The organism is uncultured Streptomyces sp. (assembly GCF_947488945.1).
Classification (GTDB): domain Bacteria; phylum Actinomycetota; class Actinomycetes; order Streptomycetales; family Streptomycetaceae; genus Streptomyces.
The window spans coordinates 125,084-144,210 of record NZ_CANLBS010000002.1 but is presented as its reverse complement, the minus strand read 5'-3'; the positions used below and the strand labels follow the sequence as shown (position 1 = coordinate 144,210).

Annotated in this window: 16 protein-coding genes; 2 read left to right on the top strand and 14 right to left on the bottom strand. The window is 72.7% G+C overall.

All coding sequences use genetic code 11. The features are described from left to right. Window positions 1-85: 85 nt before the first annotated feature. From Q0994_RS02770 to pstC, 5 genes are all read right to left on the bottom strand, one after another. Window positions 86-1,072 carry a hypothetical protein gene (locus Q0994_RS02770; protein ID WP_299528343.1) on the bottom strand — a complete coding sequence of 329 codons (987 nt, stop codon included), beginning with the start codon at window positions 1,070-1,072 and terminating at the stop codon, window positions 86-88. A gap of 272 nt (window positions 1,073-1,344) precedes the next feature. Next, window positions 1,345-3,888: a hypothetical protein gene (locus Q0994_RS02765; protein WP_299528341.1), complete on the bottom strand. Its 2,544-nt coding sequence runs from the start codon at window positions 3,886-3,888 to the stop codon at window positions 1,345-1,347. Further along, window positions 3,885-5,627 carry a phosphate ABC transporter substrate-binding protein PstS gene (gene pstS / locus Q0994_RS02760; protein ID WP_299528339.1) on the bottom strand — a complete coding sequence of 581 codons (1,743 nt, stop codon included), beginning with the start codon at window positions 5,625-5,627 and terminating at the stop codon, window positions 3,885-3,887. The genes Q0994_RS02765 and pstS overlap by 4 nt, the downstream gene beginning before the upstream one ends. A 113-nt stretch (window positions 5,628-5,740) precedes the next feature. Beyond that, window positions 5,741-7,081 (bottom strand): phosphate ABC transporter permease PstA, encoded by a 1,341-nt coding sequence (gene pstA / locus Q0994_RS02755; RefSeq protein WP_299528337.1) that lies wholly within the window; start codon window positions 7,079-7,081, stop codon window positions 5,741-5,743. 245 nt (window positions 7,082-7,326) lie between these two features. Next, window positions 7,327-8,310: a phosphate ABC transporter permease subunit PstC gene (gene pstC, locus Q0994_RS02750; protein WP_363325528.1), complete on the bottom strand. Its 984-nt coding sequence runs from the start codon at window positions 8,308-8,310 to the stop codon at window positions 7,327-7,329. A gap of 2 nt (window positions 8,311-8,312) precedes the next feature. Between pstC and Q0994_RS34105 the strand changes: the two genes are divergently transcribed. Continuing rightward, window positions 8,313-8,573: a pentapeptide repeat-containing protein gene (locus Q0994_RS34105; protein ID WP_363325526.1), complete on the top strand. Its 261-nt coding sequence runs from the start codon at window positions 8,313-8,315 to the stop codon at window positions 8,571-8,573. 141 nt (window positions 8,574-8,714) lie between these two features. Here the strand turns inward: Q0994_RS34105 and Q0994_RS02745 are convergent, their stop codons facing one another. Both Q0994_RS02745 and Q0994_RS02740 read right to left on the bottom strand, forming a co-directional pair. Beyond that, entirely contained in the window at window positions 8,715-9,110 is a 396-nt protein-coding gene (locus Q0994_RS02745) for a hypothetical protein (protein WP_299528333.1), read from the bottom strand. A 263-nt stretch (window positions 9,111-9,373) separates the two neighbouring features. After that, a complete protein-coding gene (locus Q0994_RS02740; RefSeq protein WP_299528331.1) occupies window positions 9,374-11,416 on the bottom strand; it encodes a phosphocholine-specific phospholipase C in 2,043 nt (680 codons plus the stop codon). Between the two features lie 361 nt (window positions 11,417-11,777). On the opposite strand from Q0994_RS02740, the gene Q0994_RS02735 reads away from it, so the two are divergent. Beyond that, window positions 11,778-13,268, top strand: a complete 1,491-nt coding sequence (locus Q0994_RS02735; RefSeq protein WP_299528329.1) for a dienelactone hydrolase family protein — start codon at window positions 11,778-11,780, stop codon at window positions 13,266-13,268. Window positions 13,269-13,332: 64 nt separating this feature from the next. On the opposite strand, the gene Q0994_RS02730 is transcribed toward Q0994_RS02735, so the two are convergent. From Q0994_RS02730 to Q0994_RS02700, 7 genes are all read right to left on the bottom strand, one after another. Then, on the bottom strand, window positions 13,333-13,512 hold the full coding sequence (locus Q0994_RS02730; protein WP_299528327.1) for a hypothetical protein: 180 nt from the start codon (window positions 13,510-13,512) through the stop codon (window positions 13,333-13,335). A 118-nt stretch (window positions 13,513-13,630) separates the two neighbouring features. Continuing rightward, window positions 13,631-13,990 carry a hypothetical protein gene (locus tag Q0994_RS02725; RefSeq protein ID WP_299528325.1) on the bottom strand — a complete coding sequence of 120 codons (360 nt, stop codon included), beginning with the start codon at window positions 13,988-13,990 and terminating at the stop codon, window positions 13,631-13,633. Between the two features lie 166 nt (window positions 13,991-14,156). Beyond that, the gene (locus Q0994_RS02720) at window positions 14,157-14,594 is read right to left on the bottom strand and encodes a VOC family protein (RefSeq protein WP_299528324.1); all 438 of its coding nucleotides are present in this window, start codon (window positions 14,592-14,594) and stop codon (window positions 14,157-14,159) included. A 208-nt stretch (window positions 14,595-14,802) separates the two neighbouring features. Next, window positions 14,803-16,986, bottom strand: coding sequence for a hypothetical protein (locus Q0994_RS02715; RefSeq protein ID WP_299528322.1), 2,184 nt, complete (start codon window positions 16,984-16,986; stop codon window positions 14,803-14,805). A gap of 187 nt (window positions 16,987-17,173) precedes the next feature. Beyond that, window positions 17,174-17,635, bottom strand: coding sequence for a DUF6113 family protein (locus tag Q0994_RS02710; RefSeq protein ID WP_299528320.1), 462 nt, complete (start codon window positions 17,633-17,635; stop codon window positions 17,174-17,176). Next, entirely contained in the window at window positions 17,632-18,549 is a 918-nt protein-coding gene (mshB, locus tag Q0994_RS02705) for an N-acetyl-1-D-myo-inositol-2-amino-2-deoxy-alpha-D-glucopyranoside deacetylase (RefSeq protein WP_299528318.1), read from the bottom strand. The genes Q0994_RS02710 and mshB overlap by 4 nt, the downstream gene beginning before the upstream one ends. A 225-nt stretch (window positions 18,550-18,774) precedes the next feature. Next, the gene (locus tag Q0994_RS02700; protein ID WP_299528316.1) at window positions 18,775-18,969 is read right to left on the bottom strand and encodes a hypothetical protein; all 195 of its coding nucleotides are present in this window, start codon (window positions 18,967-18,969) and stop codon (window positions 18,775-18,777) included. Between the last annotated feature and the right edge of the window lie 158 nt (window positions 18,970-19,127).

The window sequence follows — 19,127 nt, the reverse complement described above, 5'->3', positions numbered from 1 at the left end:
CCGGGGAGTGCGGTAGGCGGACGGATACGCCGGGGGGCCGGGCACCCGTGGGGTGCCCGGCCGTGGCGCGTGAGCGTGCGGTGGGTCAGTTGGCGCCCTTGATGGAGGTGGCGCCGCAGGCGGTGCCGAGGGTGCCGAACCCGAAGCCGGTGATGGTGGAGGTGGCGGCGCAGACCTTGGAGGACGTGCCGACGAAGGTGGAGGCGACGGTGGCGTTGGTCAGCTTCGCGGTCGGGACGACGTTGTAGACGTCACGGGCGTAGGTGAAGCCGGTGTTGAGGGTGAAGGAGGAGGTGTAGGGAGCGGTGCCGTTCACGCTGATCACGTCGGTGGCGCCGTGGATGTCGGTGACGGCTCCGTTGACCTGCGCGATGTACTGCGCGACCGAGTACGGGGCGATGTCACCGACGGTGTTCAGGGCCACGCCGTTGTTCTCCTGGACCGTCTGGTCGACGCAGCCGCCGACCTGGGCGTCCGTCAGGCCGATCTTCTCCAGGAAGAAGGAGCGGGTGCCGGAGCCGGCCTGCGGGAGCAGCGGCGTGAGGGTCACGCCGTTCAGCGTGGTGGTGGTGCACTGGTAGATGGCCTTGAGCTGCGCAGTGGTGAGGTTCTGGGCGCCGGCGGCGTAGAGCGCGCTGTCGGTGCGCACCGCGACGGAGACCGCGTCCTTGGCGAACGGGATCCAGGTGAGGGCCGATCCGGCGGTCTTGACGCCGCGCGAGGAGCGGGCGAAGTCGAGGCAGTTGGTGCCGGCGGCGACGTCGTTGACCAGAGCGGTGATGCCGGCCGAGGAGCCGTTGGGCCGGTTGATCACACAGCCGGTGGCACGGGTCTTGACCGTCGCCGAGCCGGTGGCGTCGTACGAGGCGATGATCTTGTTGCCGGAAGTGCCCAGGACCACGTTGCCGAGGCCGTTGACGACGTCCTGGGTCGTGTCCGAACCGGCACCGGCCAGCGTGCGGTACTCGGCGGCAGGCGGGTCGGCGACGGCGGCGGGGGCGGCCAGGGCGCCGAGACCGAGAGCGAGAGCACCGACGACGGCACCGGCACGAGCACGAGACGTGACGTTCACTTGATTTCTCCTCCGTGGAAACGGATTCCATGCGTACGGACGACGATGAAGGGAGCGTGAAACAATCCGGATTTCCTTGCCTCCGGCCCGTCGGCCGGCGATGCCTACGATTCCCGAACGAAGTCCCGGTGGCCACAAATCCGAGGGGCGGATCAGATGAATGAATTCTTTCCTGGGCCACCCTTGGAGGTGCGCGTGACGGAGCTGGAAAAGCGCGCCCGACCGGAGCCGGTCCGGACCGGAAAGGCGCGCTCCCCGTCGGTTCCGGCGCCTCACCCGGCGACCGCCCCCGTCCCGCCCCGGCGCGCCGCCAGCCGCAGCAGGACCGGTCCGGCGAGGGAGGCGGCGGCGGCCAGCAGGAGCACGCCGAGGAGCACCCAGCGGACCGCGCCGAGCAGCTGGCCGGGGGTGGTGCCGCCGACCGCGGACTCGGCGACGGGCTGCCCCGCGCCGCCCGCACCGCCGGGCGGCGCGGCGCTCGGGGCGTCGGCGTCCGCCGTGTCGCCGGCGCCACCGCCCGCGCCGGAGGCGGCCCCGCCCACGTCGCCCCCGCCGCCGTCCGCGGCACCGGCCGGGAAACCGCCGCCGGCCGCGCCCTGCGCGCCGCCGGCCGGCGGCGCCCCGTCCGCCGGGTCGTCGCCCCCGGCGGCCACACCCTTCTCCAGCGCGGTCGCCGCGGCGAGCGCCTGGTCCCGCATGGCCTGCGGCAGCGGGGCGTATCCCGCCGGGAGTTCGCCGGCCGCCGTGCCGGGCCGCTGCCCCGGGCCCGCTGCGTACCGGATGACCTTGGCGTAGTCGTCGCGGGCGTCCCGCGCCTGGTCGACGGAGGCCGCCGCGTAGACGACGGAGGTCAGCGGGTACGCGCTGCCGCGTGCCTTCGACGGGTCGGCCGCCTTGACGCCCTCGACCGAGGAGTCGGGCATCTGCGCGACCGCCTTCAGCAGGGTGGCGTCGGTCGGCTTCACGAAGGTCCCGTCGGCGTTGGGCAGGGCCGCCACGTCGAGCAGGTACCGCCGCGCGGAGGCGGAGTCGGCGATACCGATCTCATGGGCGCCGACCAGCGGAGGACGGGTGGACTGCAACCCCACCGGAACGGTCGTCCGGTCGCATAGGAACGCCAGTCCCGAGTAGCCGCGGCGTATCTTCAGGGCCGCCGCGTGCAGGTCGTTGGCGTACGGCACCAGGTTCTGGCTGGTGTACGAGACGTCGGGGCACAGCGTGCCGGTCGCGGTGGTGTCGCTCTTGGGGTAGTAGTTGATCGGCTCATCCGCGAGTTCCAGGGACGTGTAGCTGGAATTCATCCGCATTCCCCAGGGGTCCGGTTCGCCCTCCAGGAAAGCGCGCGCAGCGTCGTTCTCGATGAGGTAGCGCCAGAGCATCCGGGCCGTGTCCGAATTCTCCAGACCGACGATCATTCCATTCGGCGCATTGCGACCCGCTTTGATGTCCGGGTTCAGTTCCAGGAATTCCGGATCGGTCGAGATCCGGAGGGGGTTTCCGGCCACGGTCTCGGGCGGGGGCTGGTTGAACATGGTCATGCGGACGTTCTCCACGTACGACTCCGTCAGCAGCTTCGCCAGCAGGCGCTGGTTGAGCCGCAGCCGGCCGACGTGGCGGGAGGCGTCGGTCTCCGGTTCGTCGTAGTTCCAGAGGAAACCGATCGTGAGGCCGCTGATGGCGACCGGTGCGTGCACGACGGCGGCGCCGGCCGCCCCGGACTCGACCGGGTCCACCGTGAAGGCGAGGCCCGGTGAGGTGTCCGTCGGCGAGGTGACCGCGAAGCGGGCGGTGTCCTCGCCGGTCTGGGTGAAGGTGAAGCGACGGGTCCCCGCGGTGCACAGGGCCCCCTGCCAGGACGTCATCGCGTCGGTGACCAACTCGGAGCCGATCGTGCGGCGTTCGGGCTTGTCCGCGTCGCAGTTGTCGCCCACCGGCAGGAAGTCCAGGCGGAAGACGATGCGCTGGTCCCAGACCGACCGGCTCAGCCCGCTCGCCGCCTGGGGCGACGTGCCGGACTCGGCGAGCCTGCCGTCCGGGTTGTGGTCGCCGCGCGGCACGACCACGAGCCAGCACGGCTGGACCTTCCCGTCGGCCGTCCGGCGCGCCCCGCAGGCCAGGTGCGGCGCCTCCAAGGCGGTCGTCACCTCGAAGATCGCCTCGCCCGAGCCGTCGGAGTCGTTCTGCACCCAGGGCAGGGAGTTGCTGTCCCCGCCGGTGAAGTAGGTGTAGTCGTAGGCACTCGTCGTCGCGGGCCCGTCGGCCGGCCGGAACGGGACGTACTTCTGGTCGGTGACCCCCGGTTCGGTCGGAACGTCCCCGTAGCCGTCCTCGCCGGGGTCCATGTCGGAGCCCGGTACGAGGGCGCGGGTGCCGCCGGGCGTCGCCGTGCCGCCCGCTCCGAACTCGCACTGCTCGCGGGACGGCCCGGCTTCGGGGTCGTCGCCCCAGCACTGCATGATCTGCATGAAGTCGCGGGCCTTCTCGGTGGTCCCGGGGGTGGCTCCCGTCCAGGACACCTTCACCGCCTGGCCCCGCAGGTCGGCCGTCTGGCCGACGGTCACCTTCACCTGCGAGAAGTCGTCGTACGGTCCCTTCGTACCGGTCTTCGTCACGGCCGAGCCCTGCTCCGCCGCGCTCGCCCGCGCGTCGCCGCCCGGAGGCAGCGGCACCACGGCGAGGACCAGGGCGGCAGCCAGCGCGCCGAGGCCCGCCACCAGTCGGCGCCGGACGGGCACGAGCCGTCCCGCGCTCCCCACCCGCACACCGCGCGCGGGCCCCGCCCCCGGTGCGCCGGGATACGTCGTCGCGTCGCTCATGCCGCTTCCCCCCGGCGTCGTGCGCGGGCCGCCAGGGCCCGCGCGGTCAGCGGCGGACCGACGACCAGGGCCACCAGCAGCACCGCGGACAGCGCCATCAGCGCGCCACGCATCCCGAAGGCGTCCCCGGTGGCGAGCGTGACGGGGTTGGCGACCACCGAACTGTCGCCGGACGTACCGGAGTCGGCGATCACCTCACCGGTGTCCGGGTCGATCGTGGTGCCTCCGGCCGCCGCGCCTCCCGCCGCCACGGCGTCGGCCGCGCCGTCGCCGTCCGCGTCGGCCGCAGCACCGGCCGTGCCTCCCGTGCCCCGGCCGCCGGTGGCGCCGCCCGTCCCGGAGCCGCCGCCGGCGGCGGTCCCGCTTCCGGCGGACGCCGTCCCTGTGCCGGAAGTGCCTCCGCCGCCGGACGCGGCGGGCTTGACCGGTGTCGCCGAGGTGTCACCGGCGGTGCCGGTGGTGCACTGCGTGCGGCCCTTCGCGTCGCACGCCTTGGGGTAAGCGGCCTTCTTGGCGAGGGTGTTGCTGCCGTCGGCGGAGAAGGTGGGGTTGCGGCACTTGTTGATGTCGATCGCGGAGGCGGGCGCGCCCGGAACTCTGCGCAACTGCTGGAAACCGGCCTGGACGAGGTTCTTCGGCAGCGGGGAGTAGCCCAGCTCCTCGGCCTGCTGCTGACCGTCGCAGAGGAAGTAACGCCCGAACGTGCCGAGCGAGTTGCCCTTGTCCTCGGTGAAGCCCTGCTCCACCTTGGTCGGCAGGATCATGTAGCTGTAGCTGGAGAGCGGATAGGTGCGGCGGTCCGGGTTGTCGTAGACGCCGTCCAGGATCTGGGTGAGGTAGGACTGGCTGCTCCTGTCGGTGTTGATCCGCGCGCCGAGCAGGCCGACGGCCACGCTGGAGGCGGTCGGCTCCACGTAGAAGCCCGACGTGTTCAGCATCTTGGCGACCGGGAAACCGGTCTTCAGCGCGTAGGAGTACTCGACGTAGGTGAGGGCGCCCTCACCGGACTCCTGGCGCACATGCCCCGCCACACCGTTGGATCCGGACTTGGCGATCATCGAACTTCCGCTGAGCAGCGGGTAGTTCGAGGTCATCCCACAGGCGGAGCCGCGCCCGGTCCTGGCGCAGTAGGCGTTCCAGGCGGCAGGCTCCTTCTTCGCCATCCAGGTGGTGAACTGCGCCGTCGTGCCCGAGCCGTCGGAGCGCACCACGGGGATGATCTGGCGGGCCGGCAGGGTCAGCCCCGGGTTGTCCGCCCTGATCGCGCCGTCGTTCCAGCGGGTGATCCGCCCGGTGAAGATCTTCGCGATGACCGGGCCGGAGAGCCGCAGGTTGGTGACCCGCTTGCCGTTGATCTTGAGGTTGTACATGAACGCCGTGCCGCCGGCCACGATCGGCATGTAGGCGAAGCCGCGCTTGGGCGGAGTGTCGACGACGCCCTGCTCCTTCAGCCCGTAGGGGATCTCGGAGACCGCGAAGTCCACGACGTTGTTGCGGAACTGCTCGCGGCCCTGCGAGGAGCCGTTGTCGGTGAAGTTGACCGTCATGCCGAAGTTGGCCTTGACGTTGCGGACCCACTGGGTGACCGCGTTGGCGCTCCAGGTGGAGCCGGAACCGGTGATCTTCGCGTACGAGGCGGCCTCGGCGGCGGGCGCCCGGACGGCCGAGAGCGCGCCGAACACCAGCAGCAGCGCCATCAGCATCACCCCCGGACGGGACAGGGCGGTGGCGGGTCTCACGACGGACTCCTTCAGGGCGTACGGGTTCGGTGCGGGCGGACGCGCCGCGCGGGCGGCGTCGCTCCGGGCGGGGCGCCGCGAGGGGCGCCCCGGCGGAGGTCGCTCGGCGCGCGTCACGGCGCGGCCGGCGGGTCGGAGCGGTACGACGGCGGGTCGGTCCGGTACGGCTCCGGTGGTGGCGGATCGGACGGATGCGGCGCGGGTGCGGTGGCGGGCGCGGCCGTGGGGCCGGCGGCGTGCCGCGCGGCGAAGCGGGCGGCGTCGCGCCGGGAGGCCGTCACCCGGCGGTGCTCCTGGGCCCGCGTGAGCTGCCCCGGTCCGCGGCCCCCGATGACGCGGGCGGCGACGAACAGCAGCAGCACCACGGCCATCAGCAGGGCGGCGGTCCCGAAGCCGCGGGAGATCATGTTCGGTTCCGGCGAGCGCACGAAGGTGAACGTGGCCAGCGGCAGCGACACCATGGGCCCCGAGAGCGGGTCCCAGTTCATCTCGGCGGTGAATCCGGCGGTGAGCAGCACCGGCGAGGTCTCGCCGATGCCCCGCGCGGTGCCGAGGATGACCGAGGTGGTGAGCCCGGAGCGGCAGGTGGGCAGGATGACGTGCCAGACCGTCCGCCAGCGGGAGGTGCCCAGCGCGCACGACGCCTCGCGCAGGGTGCCGGGCACCAGCCGGATGACGACGTCGGCGGCCCGGATGACGATCGGCAGCATCATCACCGAGAGGGAGAGGGCCGCCGCGAACCCGGAGCGGTCCATGCCGAGTCCGAGGATCACCGTCGCGTAGACGAACAGCCCGGCGACGATGGACGGCAGCGCGGTCATCGCCTCCACGACCGTGCGGACGAAGCGGGCGAAGGGTCCGGGCACCTCGTTCAGGAAGACCGCGCAGACCAGCCCGACGGGCACGGTGATCACCAGGGCGATGGTGATCATGATCAGGGTGCCGACCGCCGCGTGCAGCGCGCCGCCGACGCTGAGCGGTTCCAGCGGTCCCGCGAAGCGCATGTCCTCGGTGAAGAAGTTGAGGTGCGCGAGCGCGCTGCGGCCCTCGAACAGGGCGTACACCACGACGAACACCAGGATCACCACGAGCAGCAGCCCCAGCGAGCGGATCAGCGCGGCGGCGATCCGGTCCACGACGGCGGGGCCGTCCTCGTCCAGCGAGACGACGATCCCGTAGAGCGTCAGGAACAGGACGTACGCGACGACGACGAACCCCACCGCGCCGTTGAAGGGCGTGAGCCGGTCGAAGACCAGCCAGGTCAGCGAGAGCGCCCCGGCGGCGGAGCCGATCAGCGCGTAGACGTCGGTGGCGCGCAGCGGCGACAGCGCGCGCCGGCGCTCGCCCGCCGGGTCCTTGGTGCGGGCGGGTCCCGGCAGGACGGTACGGGGCGCGGGGTCGCGGGCCGGGTCCGCGCCGCCGGACGCGCGGGGCGCTTCGGGGGCCAGGGTCATGGTCGGAAGGCTCTTTTCTCCGGGCGGAACCGGGCGCGGGCTTCAGGACTCGGCGGGCGGGAGGCTGCGTGCGGCGCGGTCTGCGGCCACGGTCTGCGGCGGGCTTCAGGCGGCTTCAGGCTTCGGCGGGCTTCAGGACTCGGTCGGCGGCGGGGTCTCGCGGGACTCGGTGGTTTCGGGGCCCGGCCGGCTCCGCGGCCCGGCGGTCGTCGGGGTGCGCCCGCCGCCCGCGACGACGGCTCCGCTCAGGCGTCGCTGCTCGCCCCGGAACGGCTGCGGGCGACGATGGAGGAGGCGGCGAAGTTGACGATCAGCGTCATCACGAACAGCGCGAACCCCGCCGCCATCAGCGCGGACATCCCGAACTCGCCCGCCTCCCCGTACCGGAGGGCGATCAGCGAGGAGACGGAGCTGGTGCCGGCCTGCAGCACGTGCCACTGGACGTCGAAGGTCAGCGAGATGACCATGAAAACGCCGATGGTCTCCCCCAGCGCCCGGCCGAGCCCCAGCATCGTGCCGCCGATCATGCCGCCCTTGGCGAAGGGCAGCACGACGCTGCGGATCATGCCCCAGCGGGTGGCGCCCAGCGCGTAGGCGCCCTCGCGTTCACCGGCGGGGGCCTGCGAGAAGACCTCCCGCATGATGGAGCAGATGATCGGCGCGATCATCATCGCCACGACCAGACCGGCCAGCAGGGAGGACGAGGTGTAGACGCTGGCCGGGGCGAGCGGGTCGTCCGGGTCGGCCCCCTCGACGCCGAGCGGCGGGATCCAGCCGAGGTAGGTGGCGATCCACCGGGCGGTGGGCACCACCTTGTCCTGGAGGAAGAAGAAGCCGAAGAGGCCGTAGACGACGGACGGCACGGCGGCCATCAGATCCACCACGCTGATGAGCGTCCGGCGCAGGCGCGGTGAGGCGTACTCGGAGATGTAGAGCGCCGATCCGAGCGCCAGCGGCACCGCGAACACGATGGCGATGAGAGCGATCAGGACGGTGCCGACGAGCACGGCCGCGATGCCGAAGTCGCCCGCGTCCGGGGCCCATTGGGCGGTGGTGAGGAACGACCAGCCCGCCTCTTCGAGTGCGAGCCGGGCGCGGTGGAACAGGAATCCGCCGACGAGCAGCATGACCACCAGCACCAGCGCGCCCCCGGAGCGGGCCACCGTGCGGAACACCTTGTCGGGCAGTCCGGGATCGGCGTACAGCCGCCGGGGGACGGCGTCCGTCACCGGTGCGGCAAGCGCCACGGCGACCGCCCCGGCGCTGTCCGGTACGTCCCCGTGCGATACGTCTCCGCGCCGTACGTCCCCGGGCTGCGCGCCTCCGTGGTGCACGCCTCCGGGCTGCACGCCTCCGGGCTGCACGCCTCCGGGCTGCACGCCTCCGGGCTGCACGCCTCCGGACCGTACGTCCTCGGGCGGCCCGTCGAACGCGTCGGGCCGGGCGTCGGCGGGCCGCCCCGCGCGTGTCCGGTCCTTCGCGGTGCGTCTGAACATCTTCGGCGAATCCACACCCCGACGCTCGCCCCGCCCGATTGACGCGCTCGGCCCGAAAGGTGAACGAGGGGACCCCGCGGGGCAACATCGAGACGGTCCGCCCCGGCCTGCTCAGGCCGGCCGACGACCGGACCTCTTCACGCCTCCCCCCACAACGCGCCTTTCTCCGGCTCCAGTTCGGGCAGCATCGAACGGAAGCGCTCAAAAGCGGTACGGCAGGTCGCGTGCCGCTCGTACGTCCGGGACGACGCGGCCACCACCGTTCCGCGCAGATCCCGCAGCACCCAGACCCAGCCGCCGCCTCCCGCGCTGTGCTGGATGCCCCCGGTGTGCCGGTCGTGCGTCGCGCACAGGGCGACGAACGCGCTCCTGCACCGTGCGTGCGAGGCGTACGACACCTGCGCCACCGCCACGGGCCGCCCGTTGGACGCGATCAGCCGCCAGCCGTAACCCCCTTCGCCGTCGATGTCGATCTGACATCGCATGCCCGCCGTGCTCGCGGCCGGTCCGCCCGCTCCCCTTGGCTGTTCCATGGCCCCACCCCCCCGCCGCCCCTCACAGAAAAGACCGCAGGGTACGCACCCGCGTGGGCAGCACGGGCAATCTACTGAGCCGTAGGGACGGTGGAGAGGTAAAGGAGTCACCATAGGTCACGATTCATTGCCCGGTAACCACCCGGCCACACAAGGGAAATCGCCCGAGCCCGCCCCCGGTCGTCCCCACGCGCGCGCACGCGGGGACGGCCTTCCGGAACCAGGGCTTCCAGATGGTTACACGCGCCGCGCGGAGGCGGGCGTCAGCCGCTGACGCTCGCCGATCCCGTCTCCAGCCGGCCGGTGAACCTGCGCGACCAGGTGGCGTCGGCGTCCACCGTGACGGTGAAGTCGTACCAGCCGTTCTGGTAGGCGGCCGCGTTGAAGAAGTCCTCCACCGTGGCGCCGGCGGCGACGGTGTAGGTCCACGGGCCGTCGGTGCGGTAGTGGTTGGAGGTGAGGGTGAAGGTGAGCGGTGCGGTACCGGAGTTGACCATGGCGAAGTAGACGGCGAGCTTCCCGGTGCCGGACGCCGTGGCGTACCTGACGCGCACCTCCGCCGACTTGCCCGCCTTGGTGGCGTCCCCCTTGAAGCGGCGCAGGAACCGGTTGGGGCCGGTCATCGTGAGGTCGTACTTGCCGTCGCCGTTGCCCGAGCCGATGTTGAAGAAGTCGGTGGCGGTGGCTCCGGCGTCCACGGTGTACTGCCACGGCGTCGTGTCGCGGTAGGCGTTGGGGTGGATGGAGAGATGGGCCGCCCGGGTGGCAGGCGCGCCCTGGTTGGCCATCGTGAACCAGGCGAGGATCTTCCCGGAGGTCCCGAACTCCAGCCGGTCCAGGTATCCGTTGGGCTGGTAGGGCAGGGCACGGGAGGGGCGGGTGCCCGGCTCCTGGGCGGGCAGCGCATTGGTCGTCGGCACGGGGTTGGACAACGGACCGCACGTCGCGTACCCGATCACGCTCGTCGCCGGCAGCGCGACCGCGCCGTAGACCGGGTGTGCGAAGTCGAACACACCGGTCAGGTCGCCGCTCACCTTGCGCCGCCAGGCAGTGATGTTGGGGCAGGCGGCCGGGGTGCCGAGTGCGGTCGTCCACGTCTCCAGGAAGCGCAGCACGGACGTGTGCTCGAAGACCTCCGAGGAGACCCAGCCGCCGCGCGTCCAGGGCGAGATCACCGTCATCGGGACGCGGAACCCGAACCCGTACGGGACACCGTTCAGGAACTCACCGGCGGTACCGGCGGGCGGGACCGGCGGCGGGACGTGGTCGAAGCAGCCGTCGTTCTCGTCGTAGTTGAGGAACAGGACGGTGGAGTCGAAGACGTCCGGGTCCGCGGCCAGCGCCCGGTAGACCAGGTCGATGAAGTGCGCCCCGTCGCCGGGCGGCGCGTAGGGGTGCTCGGAGAACGCCTGGTTCGGGACGACCCAGGAGACCTGCGGCAGCGTGCCCGCCAGCACGTCCGCCTTGATGGCGGCGGCGATGTCGTCCGGGGTGGAGCCGGTCACCTTCGGGACGGAGGACATGCCCCGGTCGTACAGCGGGTTGCCCGCCTTGGCACTGGTGAACGCCGAGAAGTAGGCGCAGCCGTTGTCCCCGTAGTTGTCCTGCGCGTTCTGGTAGACCTTCCAGCTCACCCCGGCCGCCTGCAACGCCTGGGCGTAGTTCTGCCACGTCAGGCCCGATTCGTCGCCGCCGTCGTAGCTGGAGGCGTCGACCTTTCCACTCCACAGGTAGGTGCGGTTGGGGCCGGTGGCGCTGAGGGTGGAGCAGAAGTAGGCGTCGCACACCGTGTAGGCGTCGGCGAGCGCGTAGTGGAAGGGGAGGTCCGCACGGTCGAGGTACCCCAGCGAGCGGACGCTGCCGACGCCGGATACCCACTTGTCCATCCGGCCCTTGTTCCACGCGGTGTGCTGGGAGGACCAGGAGTGCGGCAGGTCGCCGTTGCACTGGGCCAGCACCGGGCCCGGCTGGCCGCCCGCCGCCGGGGTCGCGCTGAGCTTCCACGGGTACTGGCGGCCGGTGCCGTTGGGCTGGTCGAAGACCGAGCGGTTGCCCGCGAGGGTGATGCCGCTGCGGTCGTCGAACCCGCGCACCCCCTTCAACCGTCCGAAGTAGTGGTCGAAGCTGCGGTTCTCCTGCATGAGGATCACCACGTGCCGGACGTCCTTGATCGTCCCCGTGGCGGCGGCCGCCGCGCCCGCCCGCGTGCCCGCGGCCGGAGCCGGAGCCGGAGCCGCGCCCAGTGTCATCCCCGCGGCCACGGAAGCGCCCAGTCCTACGAATCCTCTACGGCTGATGGGTGTCATGCGCCCTGCCTTCGTCTCCGGGCGCACCCCGGAGGCGCGCCGCCGCGCAACCATGCCGCTTCCGGACGGAGTCCACCCGGCCGGCGCATGACCTCCCGGTGAACGGCCCCGGCCCGTACGGCGACAGCGGGTTCGCGTGACGAGGCACCCGTTCGAGACACGGCCGCGCCCCTCCCACCTGCCCCTCTCACCTCCGGGGTCGTCCGACGGCACCGTGCGACGCCACGACCGCAGGAGGATTTCCCGTACCTCCCGGGTGGCAGTGCGGCCGCTGATCCGGCGGGTTCGCGTACCACTCCGGTCGCACGGGGACCTGCCCCGGAGTGCGACCACGGTTCCACACGAAGGCGACCCGCGAGCGATGTGGCAGCGCGTGCCCGGCGTCGAGTATGACCGGGTGGCCGAGAACATCACGGGGCTGTACCTGTCCCCCCTGGAACTCCTTGTCCTGCTGGGTGCCGTCGCGCTGGTGGTGGCACGCTGGCTTGCTCCCGCCGCCCGCCCACGCGTCACGATGGCCGCGGCGGCGGTTTTCGTGCCGTCCGCGATCGTGCTGAGCGTGACAGGGATCCGCTGGCAGATGCTGCCGGTAGTGGCAGGTGCTGCCGTCGCGTCGCCGTTCGCCCTCTCTCCCCTGCTGCGACGCCGTACCGGACGGCCGACGCGGCGGGCCCGATGGTGGCTTGCGATGCCGGGGTCAGTGGCTTGCGTCGGCCTGATCGCCATGGGTCCGGTGGCAGCCTGGGCCTTTCCCGTGCCCGTCTTTCCCGAGCCCTCGGGCCCTTTCGCGGTCGGCACCCGCGTGGTGCAGTGGACCGACCCGCTCCGCCCGGAGAGCTTCACCGCTGATCCGCACGACCGGCGCACCGTCGTGCTCCAGCTCTGGTATCCCGCGCGGAAAGGCCCCGCGGGCGGGCAGCGGGCCCAGTACCTCGGTCGTACGGAGCAGGAGGCGCGCACCGTCTCCGATGCCCTCGCCCGCGAGGCCGGCCTGCCCGGTTTCCTGGTCGACGGCGTCCCGCGTGCCCGCACCCATGCGGTCTTCGGCGCTCCGGTGGCCGGCGGGGGCGAACGGTTCCCGGTGGTGCTGTTCTCTCCCGGATCGGGCGGAGTGCGTACCCAGAACACCGCGTGGGCGGAAGAACTGGCCAGCCACGGCTATGTGGTCGTCGCTCTCGACCACCCCTACGACTCCGCCGCCGTCGTACTCGCCGACGGCCGAACGATCCACGCCAAGATCGCCTCCACCGGAGACCGGGACGAGGACGGCAGGCTGGCGGTCGGCTGGACGGCCGTCCGGGCCGCAGATCTCCGCTTCGCCCTCACCCAGCTGGAGCATCTGGACCGAGGTGAGAACACGGACCCGCTGACCGGGCGCCTGGACACCGGTCGGGTCGCAGTCACCGGGCACTCCATGGGCGGCGCGGCCGCTCTGCAAGCGGCGCGGCAGGACCGCCGGTTCGACGCCGTCATCGATCTGGACGGCTACCCCCACGGCCCCGCCCTCCCCGCCCTCCAGCAGCCGGCCCTCGCGCTCACCCAGGCCATCACTCCTGCGACCGACCCGCGTTACCTGCCCCGTCTCACCGAGGCCCTCCGGGCCGGCACCGCGACGAGCTACCGACTCACTGTCCCCGGCGCCGCACACCTCACCTTCATGGACAGCCCCCTCTACCTGCCGCCTGTGCCCTCGACGGTCGGCTCCCTGGGCCGCCACGAAAGCCCGCACGTCGTCGCCGCGACCACCCTCGCCTTCCTGGACGCCACCCTCCGGCACACCCCCGGTGACCTGGCCGGCGTGCTGTCCGACTACGGCGACCTCAGCGTCTACCCGTCGGCCAAAAGCCGCTGAGCCGCTCCTCTCCCCGGCCGGACCCGCACTACAACCGTGTGCCGAGTGTTCGTGCCTCTGCTGCTCACCATCCGGTGAGATCCACCACGTACCGGCAGTGAGGGTCGTCGAGCGTGTCCGGGGTCCCCCATTCCCGCCCGAGCAGTGAGGGCAGCGCCGCCAGGAGGGCGGTCAGTGCACCGCCGGGCCGTACGTCAGCGCCGACGACACCACGTACGTCAGCGCTGTCCAGGTAAAGGCGCAACAGCCCTCCTGCTGTGAACAGGAATCCGCGTAGCCCTGTCTCCGGGCGCCCGTCCGGCGGCCGAGCAAGGCACCGCAGGAGGGTGGAGGCCCAGTCGTGCGTGGTGAACGGCGCCTCTTCAAGAGTGGCCGGGGTCGACCAGGTACAGATCCATTCCCATGACGGAAGTGACTCTGTCCGAGGGGTAGATGTGCGTCCCGGTGTGTGCAGCCCGAAGGAGAGCGACGACGTCGTGCGAGGTACGCAGTTCATCACCCGCGCCCAGGGGGATCTCGTACATCGTGAGCCGGGAGGGCACGCACTCGTCCCTGTCGCCGAGGGCGACTCGGACTGCGGGGGCACCCTCCGGAGCGGGCAGGACCCCTCGTACGTGCTGGTCTTCCAGCAGTGGCGCGTAGACGTACTCCAACAGAAGGCCGGCTACTTCCCTCTGCAGGTCTTCGATCTCGTGGTCGTCTTCGTTCACCGGCTTATTCATTCACCCGGTGTGGGCACTTCGGCATGCCGTTGCAGTAGGCGGTGATCACGCCCACCACTTGGCCGGAAGGGGGAGCGACAGCTCCCGCCATTCCCTCTTTCGAGCTGTCGCTGCCGAGCCGGTGTCCGGGCGCCACACGGCCGGCCCACCACCCAGCGCACTCCCCTCACACCACGCAGAAGACGTTCCCCTCCGGGTCCTCCAGCACGAAGTGGTCCGGCCGGCCGTTCAGCTCCTCGACGGAGGCGACGCGTGCGCCGGCCGCCGTCAGCCGGTCCACCGCGGCCGTGACGCGGGGCCAGCGGGTCTCCCAGGGGGTCTGGCGGCCGCCACCGGCCTTGATGTCCAGGTGCAGGCGGTTCTTGGCCCGCTTGGGCTCGGGGACCTTGAGGAAGGAGAGGCCGGGGCCGATGCCCTCGGGGTCGCGCAGCCCCGCGCCGTCGTCCCACTCCGCCTCCGGGACGCCCTGGTCGGCGTACCAGGCATGCCAGGTGTCGAACCCCTCGGGCGGCGGGGCGGGTTCGTAGCCGAGGGCCAGGGCCCAGAAGGCGGCCAGCCCGACCGGGTCGGCGCAGTCGAAGGTGAGGGCCCAGGGGGTCGCCATGAGAGTCTCCCGAATCTCGTGGTGGGAGGAATGCCGGACCCGGCCGAACGTACCCGCCCGCACCGACAACGCCCCTGCCCCCGGCCCCCGTACGCCACCGCCGACGAAGCACGCCGTACGACGCACAACGACGACGTACGCCCCCGCCCCCGGGCCGCGAGGCGGCACCGGGGGCGGGGGCGGTGGGTAACGGCGAACCGGACGTGGGTCAGCCCGCGCCGGTCAGGTCGATCGTGACGGTCCGCTCGGCGGGCGTCTTGCCGGTCAGCGCGGTCTTCATGGCCTGGGCCACGTCGTCCGGGCCGACCTGGTGCTTCTTGCCGTCCGCCTTGACGGCCATGATGCCGTCGAAGACTCCGTCGCACAGGGTCTCGATGGCCTGCTTGTCGTAGTGGTCGACGAGCCTGCCGTCGATCGCCTTCATCGACAGGATCTGCGGCAGCGACCGCGCCGGGCCGAACTGGATCTCCTTCGGGCCCGCCTTGATCGTGATCAGGCCGGACATCGCGGGCTCGGCGAACTCCTTCATCGCCCGGTCCAGTTCGGCCTGGGTGATGGTGGGTTCCTGGGTGCTGACGGGCAGTTCGACCGTGGAGGCCTTGCCCGTCTGCACCTGGGCCCGGTAGGCGTCGCGGACCGAGATGATCGACTGGTTGACGTCGAGGCGCTGCCCGGACTTGCCGGGCACGGCGATCGCCTTGTTCGGCTCGAACTTGATGGTGCCCTCGCCGGCGGTTCCGGACACGCCCGCCAGTTCGGTGAGGGCGGCGCCGAGCTTCTCCTCGTCGACCGGGATCACCGGGTCCGCCGGACGGTCCCCGCCGAAGAGGGAGCCGATCACCGAGACCGGGTTGTAGTCGCTGCCCGCCGCGCCGCGCACGGTCTCCTCGGCGTCCAGTCCGAGCCCGGCCTTCTCCGGGTCGAGCTGGGCCTCCTTGCCGTCCACCGAGAGCGTCATCGGCGCCTGGGCGCGCTTGCCGAGGGCCTTGTCGAGGGTGTCGACCGCCTCCTGCTTCGTGCCGCCGCCGATGTCCACGCCGAGCACGCTGGTCCCCTTGGGGACCTCGGAGTGGTTCAGCAGCAGACCCGCGCCGTACGCGACGCCGAGCAGCACGACCGCGGCCACGCCGAGCAGGGTGACCTTGGAGCGGCCCTTCTTCCTGGGGGCCGGGGCCGGGGCGGGCGTCCGGCGGGCGGGCTCCGGGGAGTCCGGTCCGCCGGCCGTCGGGCCGTCCGGGGAGCCGGGGCCGCCGGGGAACGGCCGGGGACCGCCCGGGATCACCGGGATGCCGCCGGTGAGGGTGTCGCCGGAGACGTGCCCGCCGCGCGGCTCGGGGGCCGGCTGCTGCGGGGTCAGGATCGCGGTGTCGTCGGACATCCGCGGCGGCACACCGCTGCGGGGGCCGCCCGTGCCGCCACCCGGGCCGCCCGGACCGGGGCCGCCCGTGCCCCCGTGGGGACCGCCCGGACCGGGACCGAACGGATTGCCCGCCGCCGGACCCGTGGGTGCGCCGGGACCACCCGGCCCCCCGGCGGGACCACCGACGCCCGGGCCCTGAGCACGCGGACCCTGCGCACCAGGACCCTGGCCGCTGAGCCCCTGCGCACCCGGCCCCTGAGCACCCGGCCCCTGGCCGGGACCGCCCTGGCCGCCGGGCGCGAAGGACGCCGTTCCGGCCGCGGGGCCCGTCGTCGGGCCGCCCGGACCGGGGGGCCGTACGCCGAAGTCGGGGGTGGAACGCGGGCCGCCGGGGCCGCCGTCACGGGTGCCGCCGGGCGGGGGCCCGCCCGGGAAACCCTGCTGCGGTCCGCCCGGGAAGCCCGGCAGGTCCGCACGGGGCGGGGTTCCGGCCGGCCGGTCGCCGGAGGCGCCGGCCGCGGACGGGCCGCCGCTCCGGTCCGCGGGACCGCCGCTCTCGCCCGCCGGCGGAGCCGGGGCGTTCTTGCGGGGGGCGAACCAGTCGCTGCCGCTCTTCGCCGGCGCCGGACCGTCGGCGCCGGAGTCCGGCCCCTCGGACCCGGAAGCGGCCGGGGCGCCGGGCGCGGGCGCGCCGGGGACCGGACCGGGGGCCGGGGTGGCCACGGTGCGTTCCGGGTCCGGGCGGTCGCCCGCGCTCTCGCCCTCGCCTTCGCCCATCGGCGTACGCATGACGACCGGCGGGATCGGCCGCGAACCGGGGATGTTGATCCGGATCCGCGTCGTCAGCGTGGTCTCGGTCTTCTTCTCCTCGGGCCGGGGCGGCTCCGCCGGTTCGGGGGCCTCGGAAGGCTCCTCCTGCGTCGGGTTCAGCGACGGATACTGGCGTGATCCGTACGGCGGCGTGCCCGACGGGTACGCGGCACCACCGCGCCCCTGGGGCCCGGAGGACGAACTGTCAGTTTCACGACTCAAAGCAGGCTCTCCCGATTGGCTCCGCCGCCCGTACTTCCCCCATGCCGCAGGCCAGGGGACGGCTCGGCGCGCGCACCACCATACTGGCCGCCGCGCGGCGGCACTTCTCGGCCGGGGGAAACCTCCACCCCGGCCACACACCCGTGCATGCTCCCGTGCGACCGTTCTGTGCTCATCAGGCCCCGGTTCACCCGCCGTCGGTGGCCGAAACCGGAAGCCGCGAGGTGGTGGCGCAGATCACAGCGACCACCATCCCGCCGAGCATGAACAGCAGCAACGCGACGCTGTCGCCGTAGACATAGTCGCCTTCCGGCCGTCCGCCGAGCAGCAGGACGATGCCGACCAGCCATCCGGCGGCGGGGGCGAGCGCCCCGAACTGGGTCCGGGTGAGCATCCGTCCGGCGGAGAACACCCCCGCCGCCGCGGCGAGGGACAGCAGCAGCCCGCCCGGGAACCAGGCGTCGTGGAGCAGGGAACCGGCGAGCGAGACGAGCGCGCCGAGGACCACCAGGGCGACGTACGCGGCGACCCTCGCCGGGGTCACCGCGGGCGGCACCTCGCGGGTCGATCCGGCGGTGCGCGGCGGGGCGTTGGTGCGCGGGGCGCGTGCCTCCGCCCCGGCGCGGGCGCGGTCCTTGCTGCTGCTCATGCCTGTGCTCCCGGCACTTCTGCGGCGTCCGGGACGCCCGCGAAGAGATCGTGTTCGCGCCCGCCGTCCCCGCCGGGGACACCGTGCGCCAACTGGTAGTACTCGGTGGTGAAGAGGGGCTGCGCCAAGCCGTTGGAGAGGGCGAAGCAGGCTCCTCCGACGGGCTCGACGGTGATCTGGGTGGCGTGCGCCCGCATCGCGGCCGTCTTGGCCGCGGCGTGGGCGGACCCGTCGATCTCCGCGGTGATGTCCGCCTCGTCGGTCACCCCCGGCAGGTCGTCCACCTCGGCGATCCCGGGGAAGGCGCCGGCGGCGGTGGTCCGGAGCCGGTCGAACGCGGCCTCGGCCACCGGGCGGGGCATCCGGTTCCAGTACACCTTGGCGATGGCGTGCGGGGCCCCGGAGCCGTACGCGGGGTCGGCGGCCAGCCCGGCCGCGCGGGTCGCCACCCGGTGCGCCTGGATGTGGTCGGGGTGGCCGTAACCGCCGCGGGGGTCGTACGTGACGAGGACCTGCGGGCGGATCTCGCGGATCACCTCGACCAGCGGGGCCGCAGCCTCGTCCACGGGCGTCGCCCAGAAGGCGCCGGGGCGGGCGTTCTGCTCCGCGCCCATCATCCCGGAGTCGCGGAACCGGCCGGGGCCGCCGAGGAAGCGGTGGTCGGTGACGCCCAGCTCCTTCATCGCGGCGGCGAGTTCGCCCACCCGGTGGGGGCCGAGCCGGTCGCCCCGGTCGGCGGCGAGCCCCGCCAGTTCCGGCGGGATGACCTCGCCCTCCTCGCCGAGCGTGCACGTCACCAGCGTGACGTGGGCGCCCTCGGCCGCGTACCTGGCCATGGTGGCGCCGTTGTTGATCGACTCGTCGTCGGGGTGCGCGTGCACCAGCAGCAGACGGCGGGCGGGAAGGTCCTTCATGGGGACCACCCTACGATTGCGGCCGCGAGGGCGGGGCACAGGTGTCCGCGGTTCACACGTCCGGGGTGCGGCCGTGCCGGTACGGGGGCGGACGGCCGCCGCAGGGGGTACAGGGGCCCGCGCGGGGCGTGCCGCGACCGGCGGACGGCGGGACCCCGCACGCCGGCGGGACGCGGCGGCGGGGGGCGCGGCCCGGGGTCGACGGACGCCCGGGCCTCCCCGGCGTCAGAACTTGATGCCGCCGATCATGCCGGCGACGTTCGACGTGAAGTCCGTGATGGTCGGCGCGATCGAGGAACTCGCCAGGTAGAAACCGAGCAGCATGCAGACCGCCGCGTGTCCGCCCTTCAGTCCGGATTTCCGGATCAGCAGAAAGACGACGATCGCCAGCAGCACCACCGCCGAAATCGAGAGTGCCACGGCGGTTCACCTCCATCAGTACGGTCGGGGACGGACAGCAGACGTGAGTCGGCAGGTTCTTACCCACCCAGCGCTACGGATCATAACTATCCGTGCCAAGGCATTGTTCGGGTCACAGCAGCACGAGGGGCGCACGGGCCGCCGGTCCGGGCTAGGTT